This is a genomic window from Gammaproteobacteria bacterium, from assembly GCA_030680605.1.
GTDB lineage: Bacteria > Pseudomonadota > Gammaproteobacteria > SURF-13 > SURF-13 > JAQBXX01.
This window is the reverse complement of record JAUXUQ010000022.1, coordinates 40,543-59,857: the sequence shown is the minus strand read 5'-3', so window position 1 is coordinate 59,857 and position 19,315 is coordinate 40,543. Positions and strand designations below refer to the sequence as shown.

25 protein-coding genes and 1 pseudogene are annotated in these 19,315 nt (G+C 57.3%); 22 read left to right on the top strand and 4 right to left on the bottom strand.

Annotation, left to right across the window (positions count from 1 at the left end):
- Positions 1–11 precede the first annotated feature (11 nt).
- From Q8L89_08985 to Q8L89_08970, 4 genes are all read right to left on the bottom strand, one after another.
- A complete protein-coding gene (locus Q8L89_08985) occupies positions 12–281 on the bottom strand; it encodes a type II toxin-antitoxin system RelE/ParE family toxin (protein ID MDP1709179.1) in 270 nt (89 codons plus the stop codon).
- Positions 265–477, bottom strand: coding sequence for a TraY domain-containing protein (locus tag Q8L89_08980; protein ID MDP1709178.1), 213 nt, complete (start codon positions 475–477; stop codon positions 265–267). Before Q8L89_08980 ends, Q8L89_08985 begins: the two co-directional genes overlap by 17 nt.
- 71 nt (positions 478–548) lie before the next feature.
- The gene (locus Q8L89_08975) at positions 549–1,529 is read right to left on the bottom strand and encodes an integron integrase (GenBank protein MDP1709177.1); all 981 of its coding nucleotides are present in this window, start codon (positions 1,527–1,529) and stop codon (positions 549–551) included.
- 147 nt (positions 1,530–1,676) lie between these two features.
- A complete protein-coding gene (locus Q8L89_08970) occupies positions 1,677–1,874 on the bottom strand; it encodes a hypothetical protein (protein MDP1709176.1) in 198 nt (65 codons plus the stop codon).
- A 225-nt stretch (positions 1,875–2,099) separates the two neighbouring features.
- Between Q8L89_08970 and Q8L89_08965 the strand changes: the two genes are divergently transcribed.
- The 22 genes and pseudogenes from Q8L89_08965 (at position 2,100) to Q8L89_08860 (ending at position 19,307) form a co-directional block, all read left to right on the top strand.
- Complete coding sequence (locus Q8L89_08965; protein MDP1709175.1) at positions 2,100–2,702, top strand: competence protein CoiA family protein; 603 nt, start codon at positions 2,100–2,102, stop codon at positions 2,700–2,702.
- Between the two features lie 92 nt (positions 2,703–2,794).
- On the top strand, positions 2,795–3,457 hold the full coding sequence (locus Q8L89_08960; protein MDP1709174.1) for a hypothetical protein: 663 nt from the start codon (positions 2,795–2,797) through the stop codon (positions 3,455–3,457).
- A gap of 99 nt (positions 3,458–3,556) precedes the next feature.
- Positions 3,557–4,897: a DUF262 domain-containing protein gene (locus Q8L89_08955; GenBank protein MDP1709173.1), complete on the top strand. Its 1,341-nt coding sequence runs from the start codon at positions 3,557–3,559 to the stop codon at positions 4,895–4,897.
- Between the two features lie 160 nt (positions 4,898–5,057).
- A complete protein-coding gene (locus Q8L89_08950; GenBank protein ID MDP1709172.1) occupies positions 5,058–5,261 on the top strand; it encodes a hypothetical protein in 204 nt (67 codons plus the stop codon).
- Positions 5,243–6,097, top strand: a complete 855-nt coding sequence (locus Q8L89_08945) for an alpha/beta fold hydrolase (protein MDP1709171.1) — start codon at positions 5,243–5,245, stop codon at positions 6,095–6,097. The genes Q8L89_08950 and Q8L89_08945 overlap by 19 nt, the downstream gene beginning before the upstream one ends.
- Positions 6,098–6,368: 271 nt before the next feature.
- A complete protein-coding gene (locus Q8L89_08940; protein MDP1709170.1) occupies positions 6,369–7,094 on the top strand; it encodes an MBL fold metallo-hydrolase in 726 nt (241 codons plus the stop codon).
- Between the two features lie 160 nt (positions 7,095–7,254).
- On the top strand, positions 7,255–7,617 hold the full coding sequence (locus tag Q8L89_08935) for a group 1 truncated hemoglobin (GenBank protein ID MDP1709169.1): 363 nt from the start codon (positions 7,255–7,257) through the stop codon (positions 7,615–7,617).
- A gap of 82 nt (positions 7,618–7,699) precedes the next feature.
- Positions 7,700–8,506, top strand: a complete 807-nt coding sequence (locus Q8L89_08930) for a methyltransferase domain-containing protein (protein ID MDP1709168.1) — start codon at positions 7,700–7,702, stop codon at positions 8,504–8,506.
- Positions 8,507–8,590: 84 nt separating this feature from the next.
- Entirely contained in the window at positions 8,591–9,115 is a 525-nt protein-coding gene (locus tag Q8L89_08925; protein ID MDP1709167.1) for a nuclear transport factor 2 family protein, read from the top strand.
- Positions 9,116–9,450: 335 nt separating this feature from the next.
- Positions 9,451–9,678 (top strand): annotated as a pseudogene (locus Q8L89_08920) (VOC family protein).
- A gap of 68 nt (positions 9,679–9,746) precedes the next feature.
- On the top strand, positions 9,747–10,289 hold the full coding sequence (locus tag Q8L89_08915) for a DUF4197 domain-containing protein (GenBank protein ID MDP1709166.1): 543 nt from the start codon (positions 9,747–9,749) through the stop codon (positions 10,287–10,289).
- A gap of 28 nt (positions 10,290–10,317) precedes the next feature.
- Positions 10,318–10,488: a DUF4197 family protein gene (locus Q8L89_08910; GenBank protein MDP1709165.1), complete on the top strand. Its 171-nt coding sequence runs from the start codon at positions 10,318–10,320 to the stop codon at positions 10,486–10,488.
- Positions 10,489–10,600: 112 nt separating this feature from the next.
- Entirely contained in the window at positions 10,601–11,005 is a 405-nt protein-coding gene (locus Q8L89_08905) for a heavy metal-responsive transcriptional regulator (protein ID MDP1709164.1), read from the top strand.
- Positions 11,002–11,739 (top strand): hypothetical protein, encoded by a 738-nt coding sequence (locus tag Q8L89_08900; GenBank protein ID MDP1709163.1) that lies wholly within the window; start codon positions 11,002–11,004, stop codon positions 11,737–11,739. The genes Q8L89_08905 and Q8L89_08900 overlap by 4 nt, the downstream gene beginning before the upstream one ends.
- 10 nt (positions 11,740–11,749) lie before the next feature.
- On the top strand, positions 11,750–12,013 hold the full coding sequence (locus Q8L89_08895; GenBank protein MDP1709162.1) for a thioredoxin family protein: 264 nt from the start codon (positions 11,750–11,752) through the stop codon (positions 12,011–12,013).
- Positions 11,973–12,413, top strand: coding sequence for a hypothetical protein (locus Q8L89_08890; protein MDP1709161.1), 441 nt, complete (start codon positions 11,973–11,975; stop codon positions 12,411–12,413). The genes Q8L89_08895 and Q8L89_08890 overlap by 41 nt, the downstream gene beginning before the upstream one ends.
- A gap of 167 nt (positions 12,414–12,580) precedes the next feature.
- The gene (locus tag Q8L89_08885; protein MDP1709160.1) at positions 12,581–14,419 is read left to right on the top strand and encodes a copper resistance system multicopper oxidase; all 1,839 of its coding nucleotides are present in this window, start codon (positions 12,581–12,583) and stop codon (positions 14,417–14,419) included.
- The gene (locus Q8L89_08880) at positions 14,416–15,156 is read left to right on the top strand and encodes a copper resistance protein B (GenBank protein ID MDP1709159.1); all 741 of its coding nucleotides are present in this window, start codon (positions 14,416–14,418) and stop codon (positions 15,154–15,156) included. The genes Q8L89_08885 and Q8L89_08880 overlap by 4 nt, the downstream gene beginning before the upstream one ends.
- Positions 15,157–15,241: 85 nt before the next feature.
- A complete protein-coding gene (locus Q8L89_08875) occupies positions 15,242–16,156 on the top strand; it encodes a MoxR family ATPase (GenBank protein MDP1709158.1) in 915 nt (304 codons plus the stop codon).
- 17 nt (positions 16,157–16,173) lie between these two features.
- On the top strand, positions 16,174–17,130 hold the full coding sequence (locus tag Q8L89_08870) for a DUF58 domain-containing protein (GenBank protein MDP1709157.1): 957 nt from the start codon (positions 16,174–16,176) through the stop codon (positions 17,128–17,130).
- Complete coding sequence (locus Q8L89_08865; protein ID MDP1709156.1) at positions 17,127–19,097, top strand: DUF3488 and transglutaminase-like domain-containing protein; 1,971 nt, start codon at positions 17,127–17,129, stop codon at positions 19,095–19,097. The genes Q8L89_08870 and Q8L89_08865 overlap by 4 nt, the downstream gene beginning before the upstream one ends.
- Before the next feature lie 54 nt (positions 19,098–19,151).
- Complete coding sequence (locus Q8L89_08860; protein MDP1709155.1) at positions 19,152–19,307, top strand: hypothetical protein; 156 nt, start codon at positions 19,152–19,154, stop codon at positions 19,305–19,307.
- Positions 19,308–19,315: the final 8 nt, after the last annotated feature.

Sequence of the window (19,315 nt, the reverse complement as noted above, 5' to 3'; positions counted from 1 at the left end):
AATACATGCATCTAGTTTTTGTAAACGCCGCTACGATGTCCAACAGCTATGACGAGAACCATTAATATGTTGTCTTCAATACGGCAAAGCAAGCGATAGTCACCTACGCGGTAACGCCAGAGCCCTGATTTATCTCCGTGCAGAGCCTTGCCCAAGCGGCGCGGATTTTCTTCTATGGCGATGCGTTCGCGCAGATAGTGGACAATACGCCGCTGAGCAGTTTGATCCAGGCGCTTTAAGTCTTTCAGCGCGGCGCTGTCAAACTCAACTTTCCAAACCAAGTTGGCGCTCGACCTCTTCCAGGGAAATGCGGGGATTACTCTTTTCCAGGCGCGTCAAGGCGAGCAGGTAATCTTCCTCGTCCTGCAAAAACTCGGTGATCGCCTTTTTGGCATAATAGCTCTTGGTGCGGCCAGTTTTCTGCGCCAGCTTTTCCAAACGCTGCTCAATCTCGGGGGATAATCTCAGGGCTAACATCGTGTCCTCCTACTAATGCTATACAAGTATAGCATGGGGCAGCACCCCCACGGTACACCCTCTTCCCTCCCTTAAAGCAACTGATCCAGCGGGCTCTGCACACCCTTCCCGCCGCGGTTTAATACATGAGTATAAATCATCGTCGTCTGCACATCCTTGTGGCCAAGCAGCTCCTGCACCGTACGGATGTCGTAACCGGCCTGCAGCAAATGCGTGGCAAAGGAATGGCGCAGGGTGTGCGGCGTCGCCGGCTTAACGATATCCGTCTCTTGCACCGCCCGCTTCATTGCACGCTGAATCAGCTTCTCGTCCACATGATGCCGCCTCACCTCGCCGGAGCGCGGGTCGGTAGAAAGTCCACGCGCCGGAAACACATATTGCCATCCCCACTCAGCTGCCGCATTCGGATATTTTTTCGCCAGTGCATTGGGTAGATAGACCTTGCCATAACCCTGTGCCAAGTCGTTCTTATGCACCTCGCGCACCCGGTCCAGGTGATGCTTCAATGGTTCAAACAAAATCTGCGGCAGCATCGTCACTCTATCCTTGAAGCCCTTGCCCTCGCGCACTGTAATTTCGCCGCGTTGAAAATCCACATCCTTCACGCGCAATCGCACGCACTCCATCAGCCGCATACCCGTGCCATACAGCAAGCTGACCATCAACCAAAGCGTGCCCTCCATCTTACCCAGCACGCGCCGCACTTCGTCCTCTGTCAGCACCACCGGCAAACGTTGTGGCGTCTTGGCGCGCGTCACATTTTCCAGCCAAGGCAGCTCAATACCCAGCACCTCTTTATACAGGAACAGCAAAGCGCTTTTCGCCTGGTTCTGGGTCGAAGCCGACACCTCGCGCGCCACCGCGAGATGCGAAAGAAACGCCTCCACCTCGGCCACCGCCATTTTCTCCGGATGACGCTTGTCATGAAACAAAATAAAGCGTTTAATCCAGTCCATGTAAGCACGCTCGGTACGCAGGCTGTAATGCTTAACCCGCAAACAGTCGCGCACCTGCTCCATAAGCTTCGGGGATTTCTGAGATTCGTTGGGCATTTTTAGGACGGTGTACTAAAAACCGGGAAATGGTGTGATAAATTTATGCCAACTTTGATTATAAAGCAATATCTCATTAAAAATAGTTTAGTACACCAGTGTGCTAAACTATTTAGTACTTTATTGGTGTCTACTTTACGTTGGGCCTCATATCCGAAATTCCGTGTAGTCGGCGGTCTGATTCCCTGCCTCGTCCCATTCGCTCATCATCGTTACCTCGGCGATTCCGCTGTGCATTCCGTAGCTCTTGCCGTCGTCCGCGATGTTCAGTTCGGCCTTGTGCTTTGCCAGCAGTTCCGCTAAGTCGCGGCGAAACGCTTCTTCTCGCTCTTTCGCTGTTTGCATATCTCAGCCCTCCTGTGCGCCAGGCCCAACCCGGCGTTCCAGCGGAGCCTCCGGCGATAATGCTGCCGGAGTCCCGCTGAACTCTGCGTTATGCATATCGGGAAATACCTGTGCCTCAAAGCGAATCTGGCTTACCAAACCGTTGCGCTCCTCATCATTCTTGCAGTCTTGAAATGCATCACATAGAGCACCTATATATGCCACCTCTGGAAACCAAATAGGCTCATGATCTGCTTCACCACTGAACAGGGGGCCACTATTGAGCCGGAGTTCTCCGGTCAACGGACAATCTGTCCCGGTTGCGGTGGGGAGTTGGTCGCTTGTTGCGGGCAAATTGTTATGTGGCATTGGCGTCACCTTTCAGGTGTTGATTGCGATCCGTGGGCAGAAAGCCCGTCTGCTTGGCATATTCGGTGGCAGCATTACCTAAAAACACTTGGCGCTTCCCTTGAAGTATTCATGTCTAAAGATGGTGAAAACCACAGAGCAGATGCTGTGCTCCCTGGTGGCACCGTTATTGAATTGCAGTGCTCTGGAATTTCCGTTGATGAAATAGAGACTAGAGAGCGTTTTTATAGAAATATGATATGGGTATTTGACGCCCGCGACCCTTACAAAAAAGATCGCTTTAATCTTCGTCCACGCGGTGACTATTATTCGTTCCGGTGGAAACATCCTCGCAAATCCGTGGCTTACACAACAGCACCTGCTCGGCTTGATCTTGGTGGTGGCAAGGTGCTTAATGTTCGTCGCATGTCCAAAAACACACCCTGCGGCGGGTGGGGCCATCTCAAACATGTGCGCGCGCTGGAAAGTGGTTATGCATAACATGGCGCTCAACCTCGCTCCCTTTGGTCGCTGGACGCTGCGCCAAAAAGCGGCGCAGCGCCGGTCACCTCTACGTTAGGCGATCAAACCAAATGAAGCGCCAATATCTCGGTGACTCAAAAGACAGCTTCAAGTGGGACTACCACCATTATCTTGTTGAAGCCCTTGGCTATAGCCACCTCAAGATCGCGTGGATGATGACGCCCGATGACAATGGGCCAGACGGAAACACTGCACCCGAATTATTTCCTGCGAGACAAGAGATACTGAATTTCTGTAACCATTTGCGTTCCAGCCGAGACCCTGGGTTAGTGCTGGGGTTGCCAGCCACAACAGGCGCGCAGTACAAGGTCAGCTTTCATGAGCCAAATGAAGCCCTGAACGGTAACAGTCACAACTCATTTTTCGCAGGCATTGAAACCAGCCAAGACCAGGTTATTTTCCTTGATCCAGACAATGGTTTTGAGCCCGAACGTAGTTCTTCTGATAAGCACGTCCGCTACTCCGATCTTGATAGGCTGATCAAATCGATATCTCCCTATACTGTGGTCACCGTGTTTCAACATCACCGACGAAAAAAATTCCCCGATGACTTTGCGCGCATTCGCGAACGCCTCCTAAGTGGGTATTCTACTGCAATTTACTGGCACTCCCTGATGTTTGTCAGCGTGTCTTCGTCTCCTAAAACAATTCATAGAGTTAGAAAAATTAATCGTGAATATGAAAAACATCACCCGGTTAAAATTCTCGCCTAACACTGTGCTCCAGCGGACTGGCAAAAAGCTGCGCTTTTTGCCAGTCCGCTGAGCTTGCACGTTAGCCATCAATAATTAGTCTGTAAGGAGCCATCACTGATGGAAGAAGATGAACTGCAATTCGAAACACCTCTTGAAGAAGAGGTCGAAGAAGCTGATGTTCAAGCTGGGCGGAACAAGATATTTACAGATCAAGGTGATCCCGAAATAGAGTCACTTTACAACAAGTGGAAACGAGGCAAACTCGTAATCCAGCCAGATTTTCAGCGCCAGTTTGTATGGGATCCCAAAAAATCTAGCCGGCTTATCGAATCTGCTCTGTTGGATATCCCGCTCCCTGTGGTCTACATCTCACAAGAGAATGATGGAAACGAATACGTAATTGATGGGCAGCAACGACTTACATCATTCTTTTCGTTCGTAGACGGAAAGTTTCCAGATGGTGCGGATTTCCGCCTTTCTGGGCTAAAAGTTTTTGCGGAGTACAATCGGAAGCATTTTGCAGAGCTGCCCGAGGCAGATCAGGACAAAGTTCGTTATTGCAAAATCCGCACAATTACCTTCCGTAAGGAATCCGATCCTAATTTGAAATTTGAAATATTCGAAAGACTCAATACAGGTTCAGTTTCATTAAATGATCAGGAGCTTCGCAACTGTATCTACAGAGGCCCGTACAACCATCTGCTAAAGAAACTGGCAACAAGTTCTGAGTTCACCGCACTTATGGGTATCTCTGCGCCAGACAAGCGGATGAAAGATGTGGAACTGGTTTTGAGATTTTCTGCGTTCTTTCACCAGACATACTTGAACTATAAGCCCCCTATGCGTAGCTTCTTAAATAGGGAAATGGAAAAACATCAGTTTATTTCTGATTCTGATTCAGCAGAACTGGAAGCAGCGTTTAGAAATTCAGTTCATCTCGTCAAGTCTGTTCTCGGAGCCAACGCATTTAAACGCTACTACAAAGGCACGGAAACTGACCCAAACGGTCATTGGGAACCGAAGGTGTTTAATGCGTCGCTGTACGATATTTTGATGTATTCCTTTGCAAAGGAGGATAAGAATCGGGTATTCCAAAATCTTGACGCTGTTCGCGAGGCGTTAATCTATTTAATGACGTCCGACCAAGAGTTCATAGACTCAATCGAGTTGTCCACAAGTTCGATTCAGGCAATCACCAAAAGATTCGATAAATGGCGCAGTGCGCTCCAGCAAGTAATCGGGATTCAGCATCGAGAACCGCGCTGTTTTAGTTATAGCCTGAAGCGAGAAATATTTGATTTAAATCCAACATGTGAAATATGTGGTCAACAAATTCAGTTGGTAGATGATGCTGCCCTTGACCACATAGAACAGTATTGGCGCGGTGGTAAAACGGTGCCGGAGAATGCGCGTCTTACCCATAGATTCTGTAATTGGTCACGCCCAAGAAATAACTGATGGCTAACAACAGCTTCAACTCGGACTGTAAACTTCCCCCGATTTAGTTGACACCTTGGGCTAACGAGCTCGGAGGTGTGGAATCAATGGGGTCAGACTCGATTGATATATGATTGAAAACGTAGGACAGTACCTATTCCTATGAAGCTGGAGGCAGGCAATGGCGCGCATACCTAGATTTGTGATTCCCGGCCAACCGCAACATATCATCCTGCGCGGCAACAACCGTACAGAAATCTTCTGTGCCGACGCAGATTACCGTTTCTATCTTGAGAATCAATCGAGTCTGACCCCATTGGTTCTGCATGACCCCATTGGTTCTGCATTGATTCTGATTTTCGGTATATGCAGCTTCTTCGCCTGATACTCGCGGCACTCGTCCTTGTGACCACTGCCACAACTTCCCCGGCAACTGAATCAGAGAAGCTTGAGGAAAGCGTCTGCGGCTTTTTTCGAGAGCCTTTTGCCTTCTGGACATGGAGCATTGCCGCCGGAACGCCGAATCCAGCCACTGCCGGCCAGGTTCCAAATGCTGAGCCCATGGTGCATAGGACAAAGGATGGCCGTCTCTTGAGGGGTTACAAGCTCAGGAGTACCGCCACTGACGGGGCTGTTATCGGCTCTATATTGGTGGCTCAAGGTAACGCGATGCTGGCCGACCAGCTGCTTTCGAGTCTGGCCGGCTTCTCACGGGCGGGCCTTGACGTATATATATTTGATTATCGCGGTTACGGGGGCTCCGAGGGAAATCGGCGGCTTAAGGCAATGGTGAGTGACTATCAGGAGCTTTTCGCCCGCATCGGTGCATCGGCCAAGGGTAAGCGCTTCCTCTACGGCATTTCTTTTGGCGGCGTCGTGTTGCTCAACGTCGTCGGATCGGGCATCGACTTTGATCGTGCCGTGATTGATTCGACTCCAAGCCGCGTCTCGCACCTGGGTTGCCCGGAGCAATACGACCCTGTTGTCAATTTCCCGAAAGACGGCGCTCGATTTCTCCTGATCGCGGGCGAACAGGACACCGTTGTGCCGAGGCAGAGCTCTCAGGATCTCCTCGATGTTGCCGAGACGCGGGGCGGCCGGGCCATCGTTCGGCCTGACTATGCCCATCCTTTCATGGACTCGAATGCCGACATCCACAGTGAGCGTCTCGATCTCATTCGAGCGTTCTTCGCGGGAACTGAAGGCTTGGAGGCGCGATGAACCAGCGTGAGAATCAATCGAGTCTGACCCCATTGATTAGTCTGACCCCATTGATTTGAGTCTGACCCCATTGATTTTGATTTTGATTCGCGGGTCGTTGATAGAATTGGCAAATCTAGTCGAGAAAGTCATCGCTTCGTTCGCCGCATGCCCGCGAGGGAGGGCATGCGGGTCAGGCCTTACACTTGACATGCTCGCCTCAACCGCACCGTTGGGCAAGATCAGACTAACAGTTACCGCCTGAAGTGAATTTTCTTACCAAGAGGCAATAATGACCATTACAAATAGCCAGACGGGGACGAACGTGCATGAAATTACCGATGGTATTTATCGCATTAATACGCCGGTTGTGTTTGAAGGTGGAGCTGGCTTCTCCTTTAACCAGTACCTTATTATGGATGACGAACCATTGTTATTCCACACCGGACCTCGAAAGATGTTTCCGATTGTACGTGAAGCGGTCGCGAGCGTACTGCCGGTCGGACGGCTTCGTTATATTGCCTTTTCTCATGTAGAGGCGGATGAGTGTGGCTCACTCAACGAATGGCTTGCCGTAGCCCCGCAATCCATGCCTCTCTGTGGTACAGTCGCGGCTATGGTATCAGTCCAAGATCTTGCTGATCGGAGTCCTCGCGCCCTTGCGGACAATGAGGTGCTTTCTTTGGGCAAACACCGCGTGCGCTGGTTCGATACCCCGCATTTACCGCACGCATGGGAATGTGGTTTTTTGATGGAAGAACGAACCCGGACATTGTTATGCGGCGATCTGTTCACACAGGGCGGCGCTGATCTTCCACCCATCACAGAATCGGACATTCTCGGGCCCAGCGAAGCTTTTCGGCACAGAATGGATTATTTCTCACATACGAAGAACACGCGTGCGATGCTTGAGCGGTTGGCCTCCACTGAGCCAACAACGCTTGCCTGTATGCACGGCAGCGCGTGGCGTGGTGATGGGGCGACACTACTAAGAGCTCTCGCCAATGAGCTGTCTTAGTAATGCACTATCCAGTTACGTAATGAATGCCCAACAAGTGCGTCCCGCCTACCTTCGCTCGGCCGACTGAAGCTTGACGTTAGGCGGTTGGTTGCGCTTGAGCACAGCAACCACCTGATTTTCTTATTTGGCCCCATCAGAAATAGAGAGGTATTGCATCATGACTACTACACTTTATCAACGACTTGGCGGAGCCGAAGGCATTGCCAGCCTCGTCGACGATCTCATCGCTGCACATCTGGATAACCCCATCGTCAAAACCCGCTTCGAGAACATCAAAGACATGGAGCACGCCAAACGGATGGCACGCGAATTTTTCTGCGCAGGCTCCGGCGGCCCGGAACCCTACACGGGTAAGGACATGCTTGCCGCACACAAGGGCATGAACATCAGTGAACAGGAGTATTTGGCGGTGATGGATGACATTGTCGGCGCGATGAACAACCATAAATTGGATGAAGCCACAAAAAATGATGTCATCGCCATCCTCTATTCATTGAAGGGCAACATCATTCGCGTATGAAGCGCCTAACAATGCAAATCCAGCTAACACCAAACATCGGGGGACACCGCAGCCCTTCAGCTCACGACATAGGAGAGAACCCATGACCGACCTCACTGAGCTCAAACAGAAGCAGCGTGCTACGTGGGCGCTGGGCGATTACGACAGCATCGCTGACGGCCTCACGGTTTCGACGGACCAGACGCTGCGTGTCGCCAAGCTCCGGCCCGGTGAGCGTGTGCTGGACCTTGCCACTGGCACGGGCATCACGGCCATCGCAGCGCGCGAGCGCGGCGCGCACGTGACCGGCGCAGACCTGACCCCGGAACTCCTGGCGGTCGCTCGAACCAAGGCTCAGCAGCAAGGCTTCGACGACATTGATTTTCGCGAAGCCGATGCGGAGGCGCTGCCCTTCGCGGACGCGAGCTTCGATGTCGTGCTCTCCACCTGTGGCCACATGTTTGCTCCTGACCAGCCCAAGGTTGCAGCCGAGCTTGCGCGTGTTACGCGTTCGGGGGGTCGCATCGTGTTTCTCGCATGGGCTCCCGATGGCGGCCTCGGCGGCTGGTTTCGCATCACAAACAAGCATTTCCCACCGCCCGCAGGGGTAGCGAGCCCTTTCAACTGGGGCGACTCCGACAAGGTGCGCGAACTCCTCGGCAACGCGTTCCGCGACCTTGCCTTTACGCACGGCGATTGCCCCCAGTTCGGTGCTTCACCCGAGGACATTTGGACACTCTTCTCGACGCGGTATGGGCCAACCTTACGCGCCGCCACGAGCCTGCAGGGCAGCGCACTGGAGGCCCTGCGAGACGAGCTGCTTACGTTCCTCGCCGGTTACCGTGCAGCGGCAGACGGGAAGGTGCGCTGGGGCCGTGAGTATCTCATTACGCACGCAGTGCGCGTGTGAGGAGCGGCTGGCCCCTGCGACTTAGGTCGATAAGGCTCCGCGTCAATCCGCAACCGCCGTAATCTTTCCAGAAAGGACAGAATAATGCACACATTGACACCGTCACAAGAAGCGATGCTGAAGCTTTTTCAGCAGCATGTGGATGCCGAACTCAAGGGCGACATTGAAACCACGATGGCGACCATGTCGGATCAGCCTCACCTCACCAATGTGCCGCTGATAACCGGCGGCGTAGGGAAGGAGGGGGTGCGCGATTTTTACGCTAATCATCTGGTGGGCAAATTCTTTCCGCCTGACGTTGAGATGATTAGCGTGTCGCGCACCATCGGAGAAGACCAAATTGTCGACGAACTGGTAATCAGGTTTACGCACACTACGGTCATCGACTGGATGTTGCCTGGCGTGTTGCCCACTGGAAGACGCGTTGAAGCGGCATTCGCAGTAATTGTAAAGTTTGAGGGCGGCAAGATTGCCCATGAACATATTTACTGGGACCAGGCTGGCGTGCTGGTGCAGCTTGGCCTGCTTGATCCTGCAGGCCTGCCTGTAAGTGGTGCAGAGAGTGCGCGAAAGGTGCTCGACCCGAAGCTGCCGTCACGCGTAATTTAATTTCGCAGCCGCCCGCCATCCGGCAAAGCGCTCCAGGCGACGCGCGTGCTTGAACGTTGGGGCTTATCATTGGATACTACACAGACGGCGCGGAATAGCGCCGACAACTCCACGGTAAGCTCGCTGAATGAACTACCCGGCGCTTCTTGTTATAGTAACGGCATCCTTTTTCGCAGCCTGCGGGCAGGTGAACACCTCCAATACGCCTGCTGCGCCGGACGAACAGGTTTTCTGTACCCAGGACGCCATGCAATGCCCGGATGGCTCTTGGGTGGGACGCAGCGGGCCAAGCTGCGCCTTCATTTGCCCACAGCCAGCGTCCGAATAACCGCAGGTCAGGCCTGGCCTTGGGTACACCCGGCGCCACCGGCTGTGCACTCGGGCATAACGTCGCGTCGCAGACCGAAGTAGACACCGTCATAGCGCAGGCCCGGGCTGCCGGCGCGACGATTGTTAAGCCTGCCCAGGCCACGTTTTGGGGTGGCTATGCCGGCTATTTTCAGGATCCTGATCAGCATCTGTGGGAGGTCGCCTGGAATCCGCACTGGCGGCTGCCCGATTAGTCGCTTTGTATCAAAGGAGGAACACCATGCATAACTTAATGATTGGGCTGATCAGCCTAAGCTTGAGCATGTCTGCCAGTGCCTTTGATTTTGGCGGCCTCGGGGGCACGCTCAAAGATGCACTGGGCGAGAAGCCTGACACCGCCACCCAGGCACCAGCTGCTCAAAAGACGGGCGTGGACAGCCTCAAGCCCGCCGAAATGAACTCGGGCCTGAAGGAAGTGCTCAGTCGTGGTGCTGAGGCTGCCGTTGCACAACTGGGACAGAAGGATGGCTTCTTTGGTAATGCGGCCTTGAAGATTCCACTCCCGCCCAGCCTGCAAAAAGCCGAGCAGGTGCTGCGCATGATGGGCATGGGTAATCAGGCAGACGAACTGGTTTTGTCAATGAACCGTGCCGCCGAGGCCACCGTACCGGAGGCCAAATCCCCGTTGGTCAATGCTGTCAAACAGATGACTGTGGAAGATGCCCGGGGCATTCTCACGGGTGGTGACACGGCGGCTACCGAGTTCTTCCGTGGCAAAACCGAGGCCACACTCACCGAACGCTTCGGCCCCAAGGTCAAGGCCGTTACCGGCAAGGCGAGGCTAGCACAGCAATACAATACCTAACGCAGGTTCGGCTGCCAAGTTTGGCTTGGTGCAGGAAGATCAGGCAACGGTGGAACAGTATGTCACCCGGCAGGCCCTCGACGCCCTTTATAAGGTCATTGGCGAGCAGGAGCGCGCGCTGCTCGCCAACCCGCTCCAGGCCGGCAGCAGTTTGCTGCAACAAGGTCTTCAGGGCGGTATCCAAATAGACCCGGCCTGACTCTGCGATAAGCAGCCCTTCTAAATACTCCCCGCCCCCTTCGCTACGACCCTGCTTGACTCTGTAGCAGGGTACAGGGATTACAGTACTACACATGAGAGGAACATCGTGCATGGCTGCATATACCGTCGGTCAGTTGGCGCGTCTCTCCGGCGCGGGCGTAGAAACCATCCGCTATTACGAGCGTGAAGGCCTGATTGCCGAGCCGCCGCGACGGCCTTCCGGTTATCGTCAATACCCGGAGGACGCGCTGGCACGGCTGCGCTTCATCCGGCATGCCAAGGCGTTGGGCTTTAGCCTGAAAGATATCAAGGAGCTATTGAGTCTGCGCGTCACGCCGGGCACAACCTGCGCTGACATCCGCCAGCGCGCTGAAGTGAAAATCGTCGACATACGCGCCAAGATCGTCATGCTCCGGCAGATGGAGCAGGCCTTGGTCGGTCTAGCTGCTTCCTGCCATGGCGATGGCCCCACCAGCACCTGCTCGATTCTGGATGCCCTGGAAGGTGACTCATGACCGTAACACTGATTTATTTCCGCACCTGTCCTAACGCGTCTTTGGCGCGCGCGCGGCTGTTGCAGGCGTTTACCCTGGCCGGGCTCACACCGCACTGGCAGGAGTGGGCGCGCGATGATCCGGCCAGCCCCGCCTTTACACAAGGCTACGGCTCGCCCACGGTGCTGGTGAACGGCCGCGATGTAACGGGCGCACCGCCTGGCGATGCCGCCAGCGCCTGCCGTGTATATGCCGCCACCGCAGGAACCTTCGAGGGTGCGCCCACTGTGGATGTCATCACCACCGCACTGCGTGAAGGCAGGGCGACGGAAGCGTCGACAGCGCGCACCAGCTGGCGCGACGCTTCCGTCGCCCTGCCCGCCATCGGCGCTGCTGCACTGCCCAAGCTGACGTGTCCGGCGTGCTGGCCCGCGTACTCGGGGCTGCTGGGTACGATGGGCGTGGGTTTTGTCAATTACACGCCGTATTTGCTGCCGCTGACAGCGGTGTTTCTGCTGTTGTCCTTGATGGTGCTGGGCTGGCGAGCACAGCAACGCCGTGGTTATTACCCATTATTCGCCGGGCTGGTCGCCTCGCTCGTGTTGTTGATAGGAAAATTCACATTTGATTCCGATATTGCCATGTTCGCCGGCATGGGGCTGTTAGTCGCCGCATCGCTGTGGAACGCCTGGCCGCGTACCCGGTCTGCGGCAGGGTCTTGTCCGGCCTGTGTTTCTTCTTCCGCTCAACCGTAAGGAGGGTTTTATGACCACACAACGCAACGTTGAAGTCTTCAGCGCGGGCTGCCCCGTGTGCCAGGACACCATTGATCTGGTTACCCGTCTTGGCTGTGGCTCCTGTGAGATAGTCGTACTGGACATGCAAAAGAGCAGCGTGGCCCAGCGCGCACAACGACTCGGTATCCGCAGCCTGCCAGCCGTGGCGATCAATGGCGAACTCGCTGCCTGCTGCACCGGGCGAGGGCCCGATGAAACCACTCTGCGAGCAGCGGGTTTGGGACAAGCCTGAGGCCCACCCAGGCGGAGTGTCGCTTGACACGCTCGCCAGAAAGACCAAGAATGTAAACATGGTTAGTTACGCACCCCTGCATCTGTTGCTGGTTTTCATGCTGCTGGCTGCACCGCTGCAGCCCTTGCTGGCAGCCCCTGACAGCGGCCACTCGGCTGCGGCATCGCACACGTCGGCGACATACAGCGACAGCACCAGCAACGAACAGTCGCACCATGGCAGCAACGACTGCAAAGGCGCTGGTCATGCCTGCGGCATGTGTGGCACCCACTGCTCGGCATTGACGCCCGCAATGCTGTTTTCTGCTTACAGCGCCTTGCCGGACAGCCCTGTGGCATCGCCGCTGACGTTCATCGATACCGATTTATCCCCGCCCTACGAGCCTCCGCGCCCAGTTTAAAACCATCCTCGAGTTTGTCCGCACCCACTTACCGGCCAAGCGGGCAGCTTAATCAGGCTTCGGCCACTGCACGAGTGTGATTAGTTACAACGCCCTGCTGCGTTGCATCACACCCCTGCCACCTCCGCCAAGCCACACGTATGCACCACTGCTAATGGAGCTCAGAGATGAACAGTAAAACCACGCGCCTCTCACGGCGCCACTTTTTAAAAGGCTTGGCCGCCATGGGCCTGCTGACAGGGCTCGAACGCTTCGCCCCCGCCTATGCCGCAGAGTATGGCGGGCTGCCCCAATCCACAGCCGATGCCGCGATAGATTTGCTCATCCAGCGCACCACGCTGCGCATCGGCGATCAGGAAGCCAGGGCGGTCACCACCAATGGTTCCATCCCCGGGCCGTTGATACGGCTACGCGAAGGGCAAAACGCCGTCCTGCGCGTGACCAATCAGCTGCAGGAGGACACGTCCATACACTGGCACGGCATCCTTTTGCCGGCGGCAATGGACGGCGTGCCCGGCGTGAGTTTCGCCGGCATTAAACCGGGCGAGACCTTCACCTATCAATTTCCGGTCACCCAGAGCGGCACCTACTGGTATCACAGCCATAGCGGCATGCAGGAACAGCTGGGCCACTACGGGCCGATGATTATTGACCCGATGGAGCCAGAGCCGTTTTCCTACGATCGTGAATACGTGGTGATGCTCTCCGACTGGACCTTCGAGGATCCCCACCACGTCATGGCCAAGCTGAAGAAGCAGAGTGACTACTACAACTTCCAGGAGCGCACTGTGGGTGACCTGTTCCGCGATGCAGCTGAAAAAGGCTGGAGTGCGACGCTGGCCGACCGCGCCCAGTGGGGCCGCATGCGCATGTCGCCGACCGATTTCTCGGACGTTACCGGTTACACCTACACCTATCTGATGAACGGCCTCGCGCCCGGCTCGAACTGGACTGGCCTGTTCCGGCCCGGCGAGCGGGTACGGCTGCGCTTTATCAACGCCGCCGCCATGACCTATTTTGATGTCCGTATTCCCGGCCTCAAGATGACCGTGGTGCAGGTGGATGGTCAGAATGTGAAACCCGTAACCGTGGACGAGTTCCGCACCGGCGTCGCCGAAACCTATGACGTGATCGTCGAGCCGCAGGAAGAGCGCGCCTATACCGTATTTGCCGAGACCATTGATCGTAGCGGTTATGCGCGCGGCACACTGACGGCACGCGAAGGCCTGACCGCAGCCATCCCCGAGCGGCGGACGCGGCCGTTGCGTACCATGGCCGACATGGGCATGGGGCATGACATGGCAGGCATGGATATGTCAGGCGACGGCGCCATGCAGCACGACATGTCGGATATGAACATGGATATGGATATGTCCGCTGATGGCGGCATGCAACACGACATGTCAGGCATGAACCATGACATGGGCGATATGAGCATGTCGGGTAGCGCTATGCCGCACGACATGTCAGGCATGGCCATGGGCGGCGCGAAGTTGCGCGCGGCCGGCGTACCCATGCCGGGTAACCGCATGCATGAACCTGGCAGCGGGCTGGAAAATACCGGCAGCCGCGTACTGGTCTACAACGACTTGCGCAGTGTCACGCCGGTGCACGACAAACGACAGCCCGGGCGCGAGGTCGAGATCCATTTGACCGGTAACATGGAACGCTATATCTGGTCGTTTGACGGCAAGAAATATTCAGAATCCAGGGCCCCTATCGCCTTCGACTATGGCGAGCGGCTGCGTCTGATACTGGTGAATGACACCATGATGGATCACCCCATCCACTTGCATGGCATGTGGATGGAGCTGGAGAATGGTGATGCGGACTACCTGCCGCGCAAGCACACCATCAGCGTGAAGCCCGGCGAGAGCGTGTCGGCGCTGATCACTGCGGATGCGCTGGGCAACTGGGCATTTCATTGCCATCTTCTGTTTCATATGGACGCTGGCATGTTTCGCGTCGTGTCCGTATCTCAACACGCCAGGGGGGCAAGCTCATGAGTTGGCGCAAAGTAATTGGTCTGATCACGCTGGCACTGCCCGCAACCGTCCTGGCAGCAGAGCCGGGCTGGCCTGAGCCGGTGGAGGACAACAAGATCTACAGCATGTTGCTGGTGGAGCAGCTGGAGTTCCGCAACAACAATGGCGCCGATGCACTCAACTGGGATGCCCAGGCCTGGATCGGCACCGACGTCAACAAGCTCTGGCTCAAGACCGAAGGCGAAGACATCCGCGCCGGCGGCAGCGGTGGCGAATGGGAGCTGCAGGCCCTGTACAGCCGCATGGTGGCCCCATTCTGGGACTTCCAGGTCGGCCTGCGTCACGACCAGATCTACGGTACCAGCCAGGATCGCGGTCGCGCTTTCGCCGTGCTTGGCTTCGAAGGCCTGGCGCCGTACTGGTTTGAAGTCACGCCCGCGCTCTTCGTCAGCGAAGATGGCGATGTCTCGGCGCGCCTGTCGGCGAGCTATGAGATGTTGTTTACCCAGCGTCTGATTCTGCAGCCGGGTATTGAGATAAATGCCGCCGCACAGAAGGTGGCAGCGTTCGGCGTCGGCAGCGGTCTCAACGACGTGGGGCTGGATCTGCGGCTGCGCTATGAAATCCGGCGTGAGTTCGCACCTTATGTCGGGATATCCTGGACGCGCATGTTCGGTGATACTGCGGATATTGCACGTAGTGAAGGCGAGCGCACCGAAGATTTTGCCGTGCTGGCTGGCGTGCGATTCTGGTTTTAAGGCGTCGCGGCTGCACAGGATAGCACTCGTCAAGCCGCGCTAAATCGCCTATGCTGATCACACCGGGTTTTCAGTGTGCGGAAACATGAAGCCATTACTCGACAATGTCGTGGCGCAGGCGGGTCAGGTTATTCTGGGCAAGGAGCAGACGTTGCGGCTCGCGCTCACCTGTCTCATCGCGCGCGGGCATTTATTGATAGAAGACCTGCCGGGACTGGGAAAGACAACACTGGCCCATGTCCTGGCAGTCACCCTCGGCCTCAAGTTCAACCGCATCCAGTTCACCAGCGACCTGCTGCCGGCAGACATCCTCGGGGTGTCGGTGTATCACCGCGAAAATAACGCCTTCGAGTTTCACCCCGGCCCGATCTTTGCGCAGGTGATACTCGCCGATGAGGTCAATCGCGCCACACCCAAAACCCAAAGCGCGCTGCTGGAGGCCATGGAGGAGCATCAGGTGACGCTCGAAGGTACGACCCGGGCGCTGCCCGAGCCTTTTTTTGTGATCGCCACCCAGAACCCGAGTCATCTGCTCGGCACCTTTCCGCTGCCGGAGTCGCAACTTGACCGCTTCACCATGCGTATTGAGATGGGTTATCCCGATATGCAGGCCGAGCGCACACTGCTCAAAAGCCGCGACCGGCGCGAGCAACTTGCCGCGCTCACACCCAGCCTGACAACGGCACAATTGCTGGATATCCAGCAGGCCGCGCAGGCCGTGCACGCCTCCGATGCGCTGCTCGATTATATACAGGCGTTGCTCGAGGCCTCGCGCGCCGCGCCCGATTACCTTACCGGCCTTTCGCCCCGCGCCGGGCTGGCGCTATTGCGTTGCGCTCGGGCCTGGGCGCTCATGGACGGTCGCTCCAGCGTGTTGCCGGAAGATGTGCAGGCGGTATTGCCCGGGGTGGCGGGTCATCGGCTGCGCTTCGCAACAGCCCGGCCGGGGCACACGACGGACGCCGCCGCGCACCTGATGAACAGCGTCGCCATCCCGTAGGACCCTTCCGGCTGCCGATGCACGCCACCGCTCCACTCCGGCTGAAAGACCGCTTTCGCCTGGTGCGTTTTTTCCAGGGCGAGGGGCCACAGGCCGGGCCGATGGTGCTCGATCGCAGGCGGGTGTTCATTCTGCCTACCCGTTATGGCTGGATGTTTGCGCTGGTGTTGCTTGCGCTGTGGCTGGGTGCGGTCAACTACAACAACGGCCTCGCCTACGCGCTCGCCTTTCTGCTCGGTGGCCTGGGTACGGTGTCGATACTGCATACCTGGCGCAATCTCGCAGGCCTCTGTGTCAGCGCCGGTCGTTGCCCGCCGGTATTCGCTGGCGAACCCGCACGGTTTCAGTTCCGCCTCGACAACCCCGGCCATCTGCGCCATGCACTTGCGGTGCAGGTGGCGACACACGCACCGGTGTGGACCGATGTCGAACAACAGGCGCAGATAACGCTCGCGCTTCCAACTTCAAAACGCGGCTACCTCGCGCTCGGACGCTTTACCCTCGCCACGGTATTTCCACTCGGCCTGTTCCGCGCCTGGTCACCGCTCGATCTCGATTTGCGCTGCCTGGTATATCCCCGGCCCGCCGCCGTCGCACAGCCGCTGCCGGCCGCTAGCAGCAGCGGTCTGGGTGACACGCTGGCCGGGCGCGGCGCCGATGATTACACCGGACTGCGCGCCTATCAGCCGGGCGACTCCTTGCATCACGTACACTGGAAGTCGGCGGCACGCAGCGATGAACTGCTGGTAAAACAGTTCGACAGCGGTGGCACCCAGACCGTGTGGCTGGACTGGCACACCCTGCCGAAGCTGGATGTGGAAACACGTCTCAGTATTTTGTGCCGCTGGGTGCTGGATGCACAGGCGGCGGGTGTGCGTTACGGCCTGCGCCTGCCCGAGCGTGAGATTGCGCCCGCCTGTGATGACGCGCACTACCATGCCTGCCTGCGCGCACTGGCGCTGTACGGCACATGAAGCTGAGATACGACACGCCGCCGCGCGCCCAGACCTTATATTGGCTGCTGGCTACGCTCGCGTTTACAGCCGCGCCCCATGTCGAACGTCTGCCGCTGTGGGTCAGCGGGTTTTGTCTGGCCATGGGTGTGTGGCGCGGCTTGGCTGTGCCCCGGCCCGGCCTGTTACCGGGGCGGATACTGCGCCTGACGCTGGCGCTGGCCGGCGTGTGGGGCGTCTTCACCACCTACGGTACCGTGTTCGGACGCGATGCCGGCATCGTCTTGTTGCTGGTGTTGCTCAGCCTCAAGTTGCTGGAGGTGCGCACGCGACGCGATATCACGCTGGTGATTTTTCTCGCCTGCTTTGTCATCGTCGGCCAATTTTTATATTCGCAGACTATTTTTACCGGCTTGTATTTGCTGCTCGCGCTGCTCGCCCTGACCGCAACACTGGTTGATCTCAACAAAATAAACCCGCACTGGCAACCCTTGAACAATCTGCGACTGGCCGCCGTGATGCTGGCGCAGGCCTTGCCCATCATGCTGGTGCTGTTCGTGCTGTTTCCGCGCATTGCTGGCCCTCTGTGGGGGCTGCCCCTCGACGGGCAGGGGGCGCAGACCGGGCTGGATGATGTGATGGCGCCGGGGCAGATCAGCCGTCTCGGCCTGTCGCGCGCGGTGGCCTTTCGCGTGGAGTTTAACGGCCCGCCGCCGGCACCCGCCCAGCGCTACTGGCGCGGCCCGGTGTTTGCGCTCACCGACGGTAACCGCTGGACGGCGGGCGCCGCTGCGCCTGCCGCAACAGCGGCATTGCAGGTGCAAATCTATGGCGAGCCGGTAAGTTACAGCGTGACGCTGGAGCCACAGGCGCACAACTGGCTGTTTGCGCTGGATCTGCCGGTTACGGTGCCGGACATCGGTCACACCACGCCGGAGTTTTTGCTACAAGCAAATGAGCCGCTCAAGCGCCGCGTGCGGTATGAGGTCACGTCCTACCCCGACTACCACCTGCCGGCCACACACCCGCGTCAATTGCGCGACGCACTGCACTACCCGGCCAACACCAACCCGCGTCTGCAGGCGCTCGCGGCTACGTGGCGCGCGCAGAGCACAGACGATCAGCAGGTCATTGACCACGCGTTGCGCCATTTCCGCGAGCAGCCGTTTTTTTATACCCTCAATCCGCCGCGGCTGGATGACCGGCGCGATGCCATGGACGGCTTTCTGTTCGACACGCGGCGCGGCTTCTGCGAGCACTATGCCTCCGCCTTTGCGCTGCTGATGCGCGCCGCCGGTATTCCTGCGCGCGTGATCACCGGCTATCAGGGTGGCGAGATCAATCCGCTGGGAAATTATCTGATCGTGCGCCAGTCCGACGCCCATGCCTGGGTTGAGGTATGGCTGAACCAGCGCGGCTGGGTGCGCATTGACCCCACGGCCGCCGTTTCGCCCGCGCGCATTGAGCTGGGCCTGTCTGCGCCTGAGGCACAAGTGGCGGCCATCGTGCCGTTGTTTGAGTTACAGCAGATCGCGGCGCTGCACCAGTTCGGTTTTGTCTGGGACGCCCTCAACAACCGCTGGAATTTATGGGTACTGGGCTATAGTCCGACCCGCCAGCAGCAGTTGTTCGCCGAGTGGGGTCTGGCTGCGCTGGGTTGGGCCGGCCTGGCCGCCGCGCTGCTGGTTGGTCTCGGCATACCGTTGCTGCTGATTGCACTCGTCATGCTGTGGCGGCGCGCCGGGCGAGTGGAACCCGCACTGGTGGCCTACCGCAGCTTTTGCCGCAAGCTTGCGCGGCGTGGTATTACCCGCGCACCGTATGAAGGCCCGCGTCATTTCGCGGCGCGCGTGGCACGGTTATGGCCCGCGCTGGCCGCCGACTGCGCGCGCATCACCGACCTCTATTGCGCCCTGCGCTATAGTGCCCAGCCACCCGCGCGGGGCCTGCAGCAGTTGCGGCGCCGGGTCCGTGCCATGCGGGCCTAACACCGACCCCTTCCCACCGCAACTATTTACCTATAAAGTATAGGGGCATTAACGGTGAGCAATCGCCAGGGAGTAGCCTCGCAGGAAGCGCGTTCCAACCAGCATCTCATACAAACCTTTATCAGGGGAGCTTGTATCATGGGCGATGATGATTTGGTGCCGACACTGCTGCTTATTTTCACTTTTGCCTTTTTTGCCGTCTTTATGTAGTCCAGCAC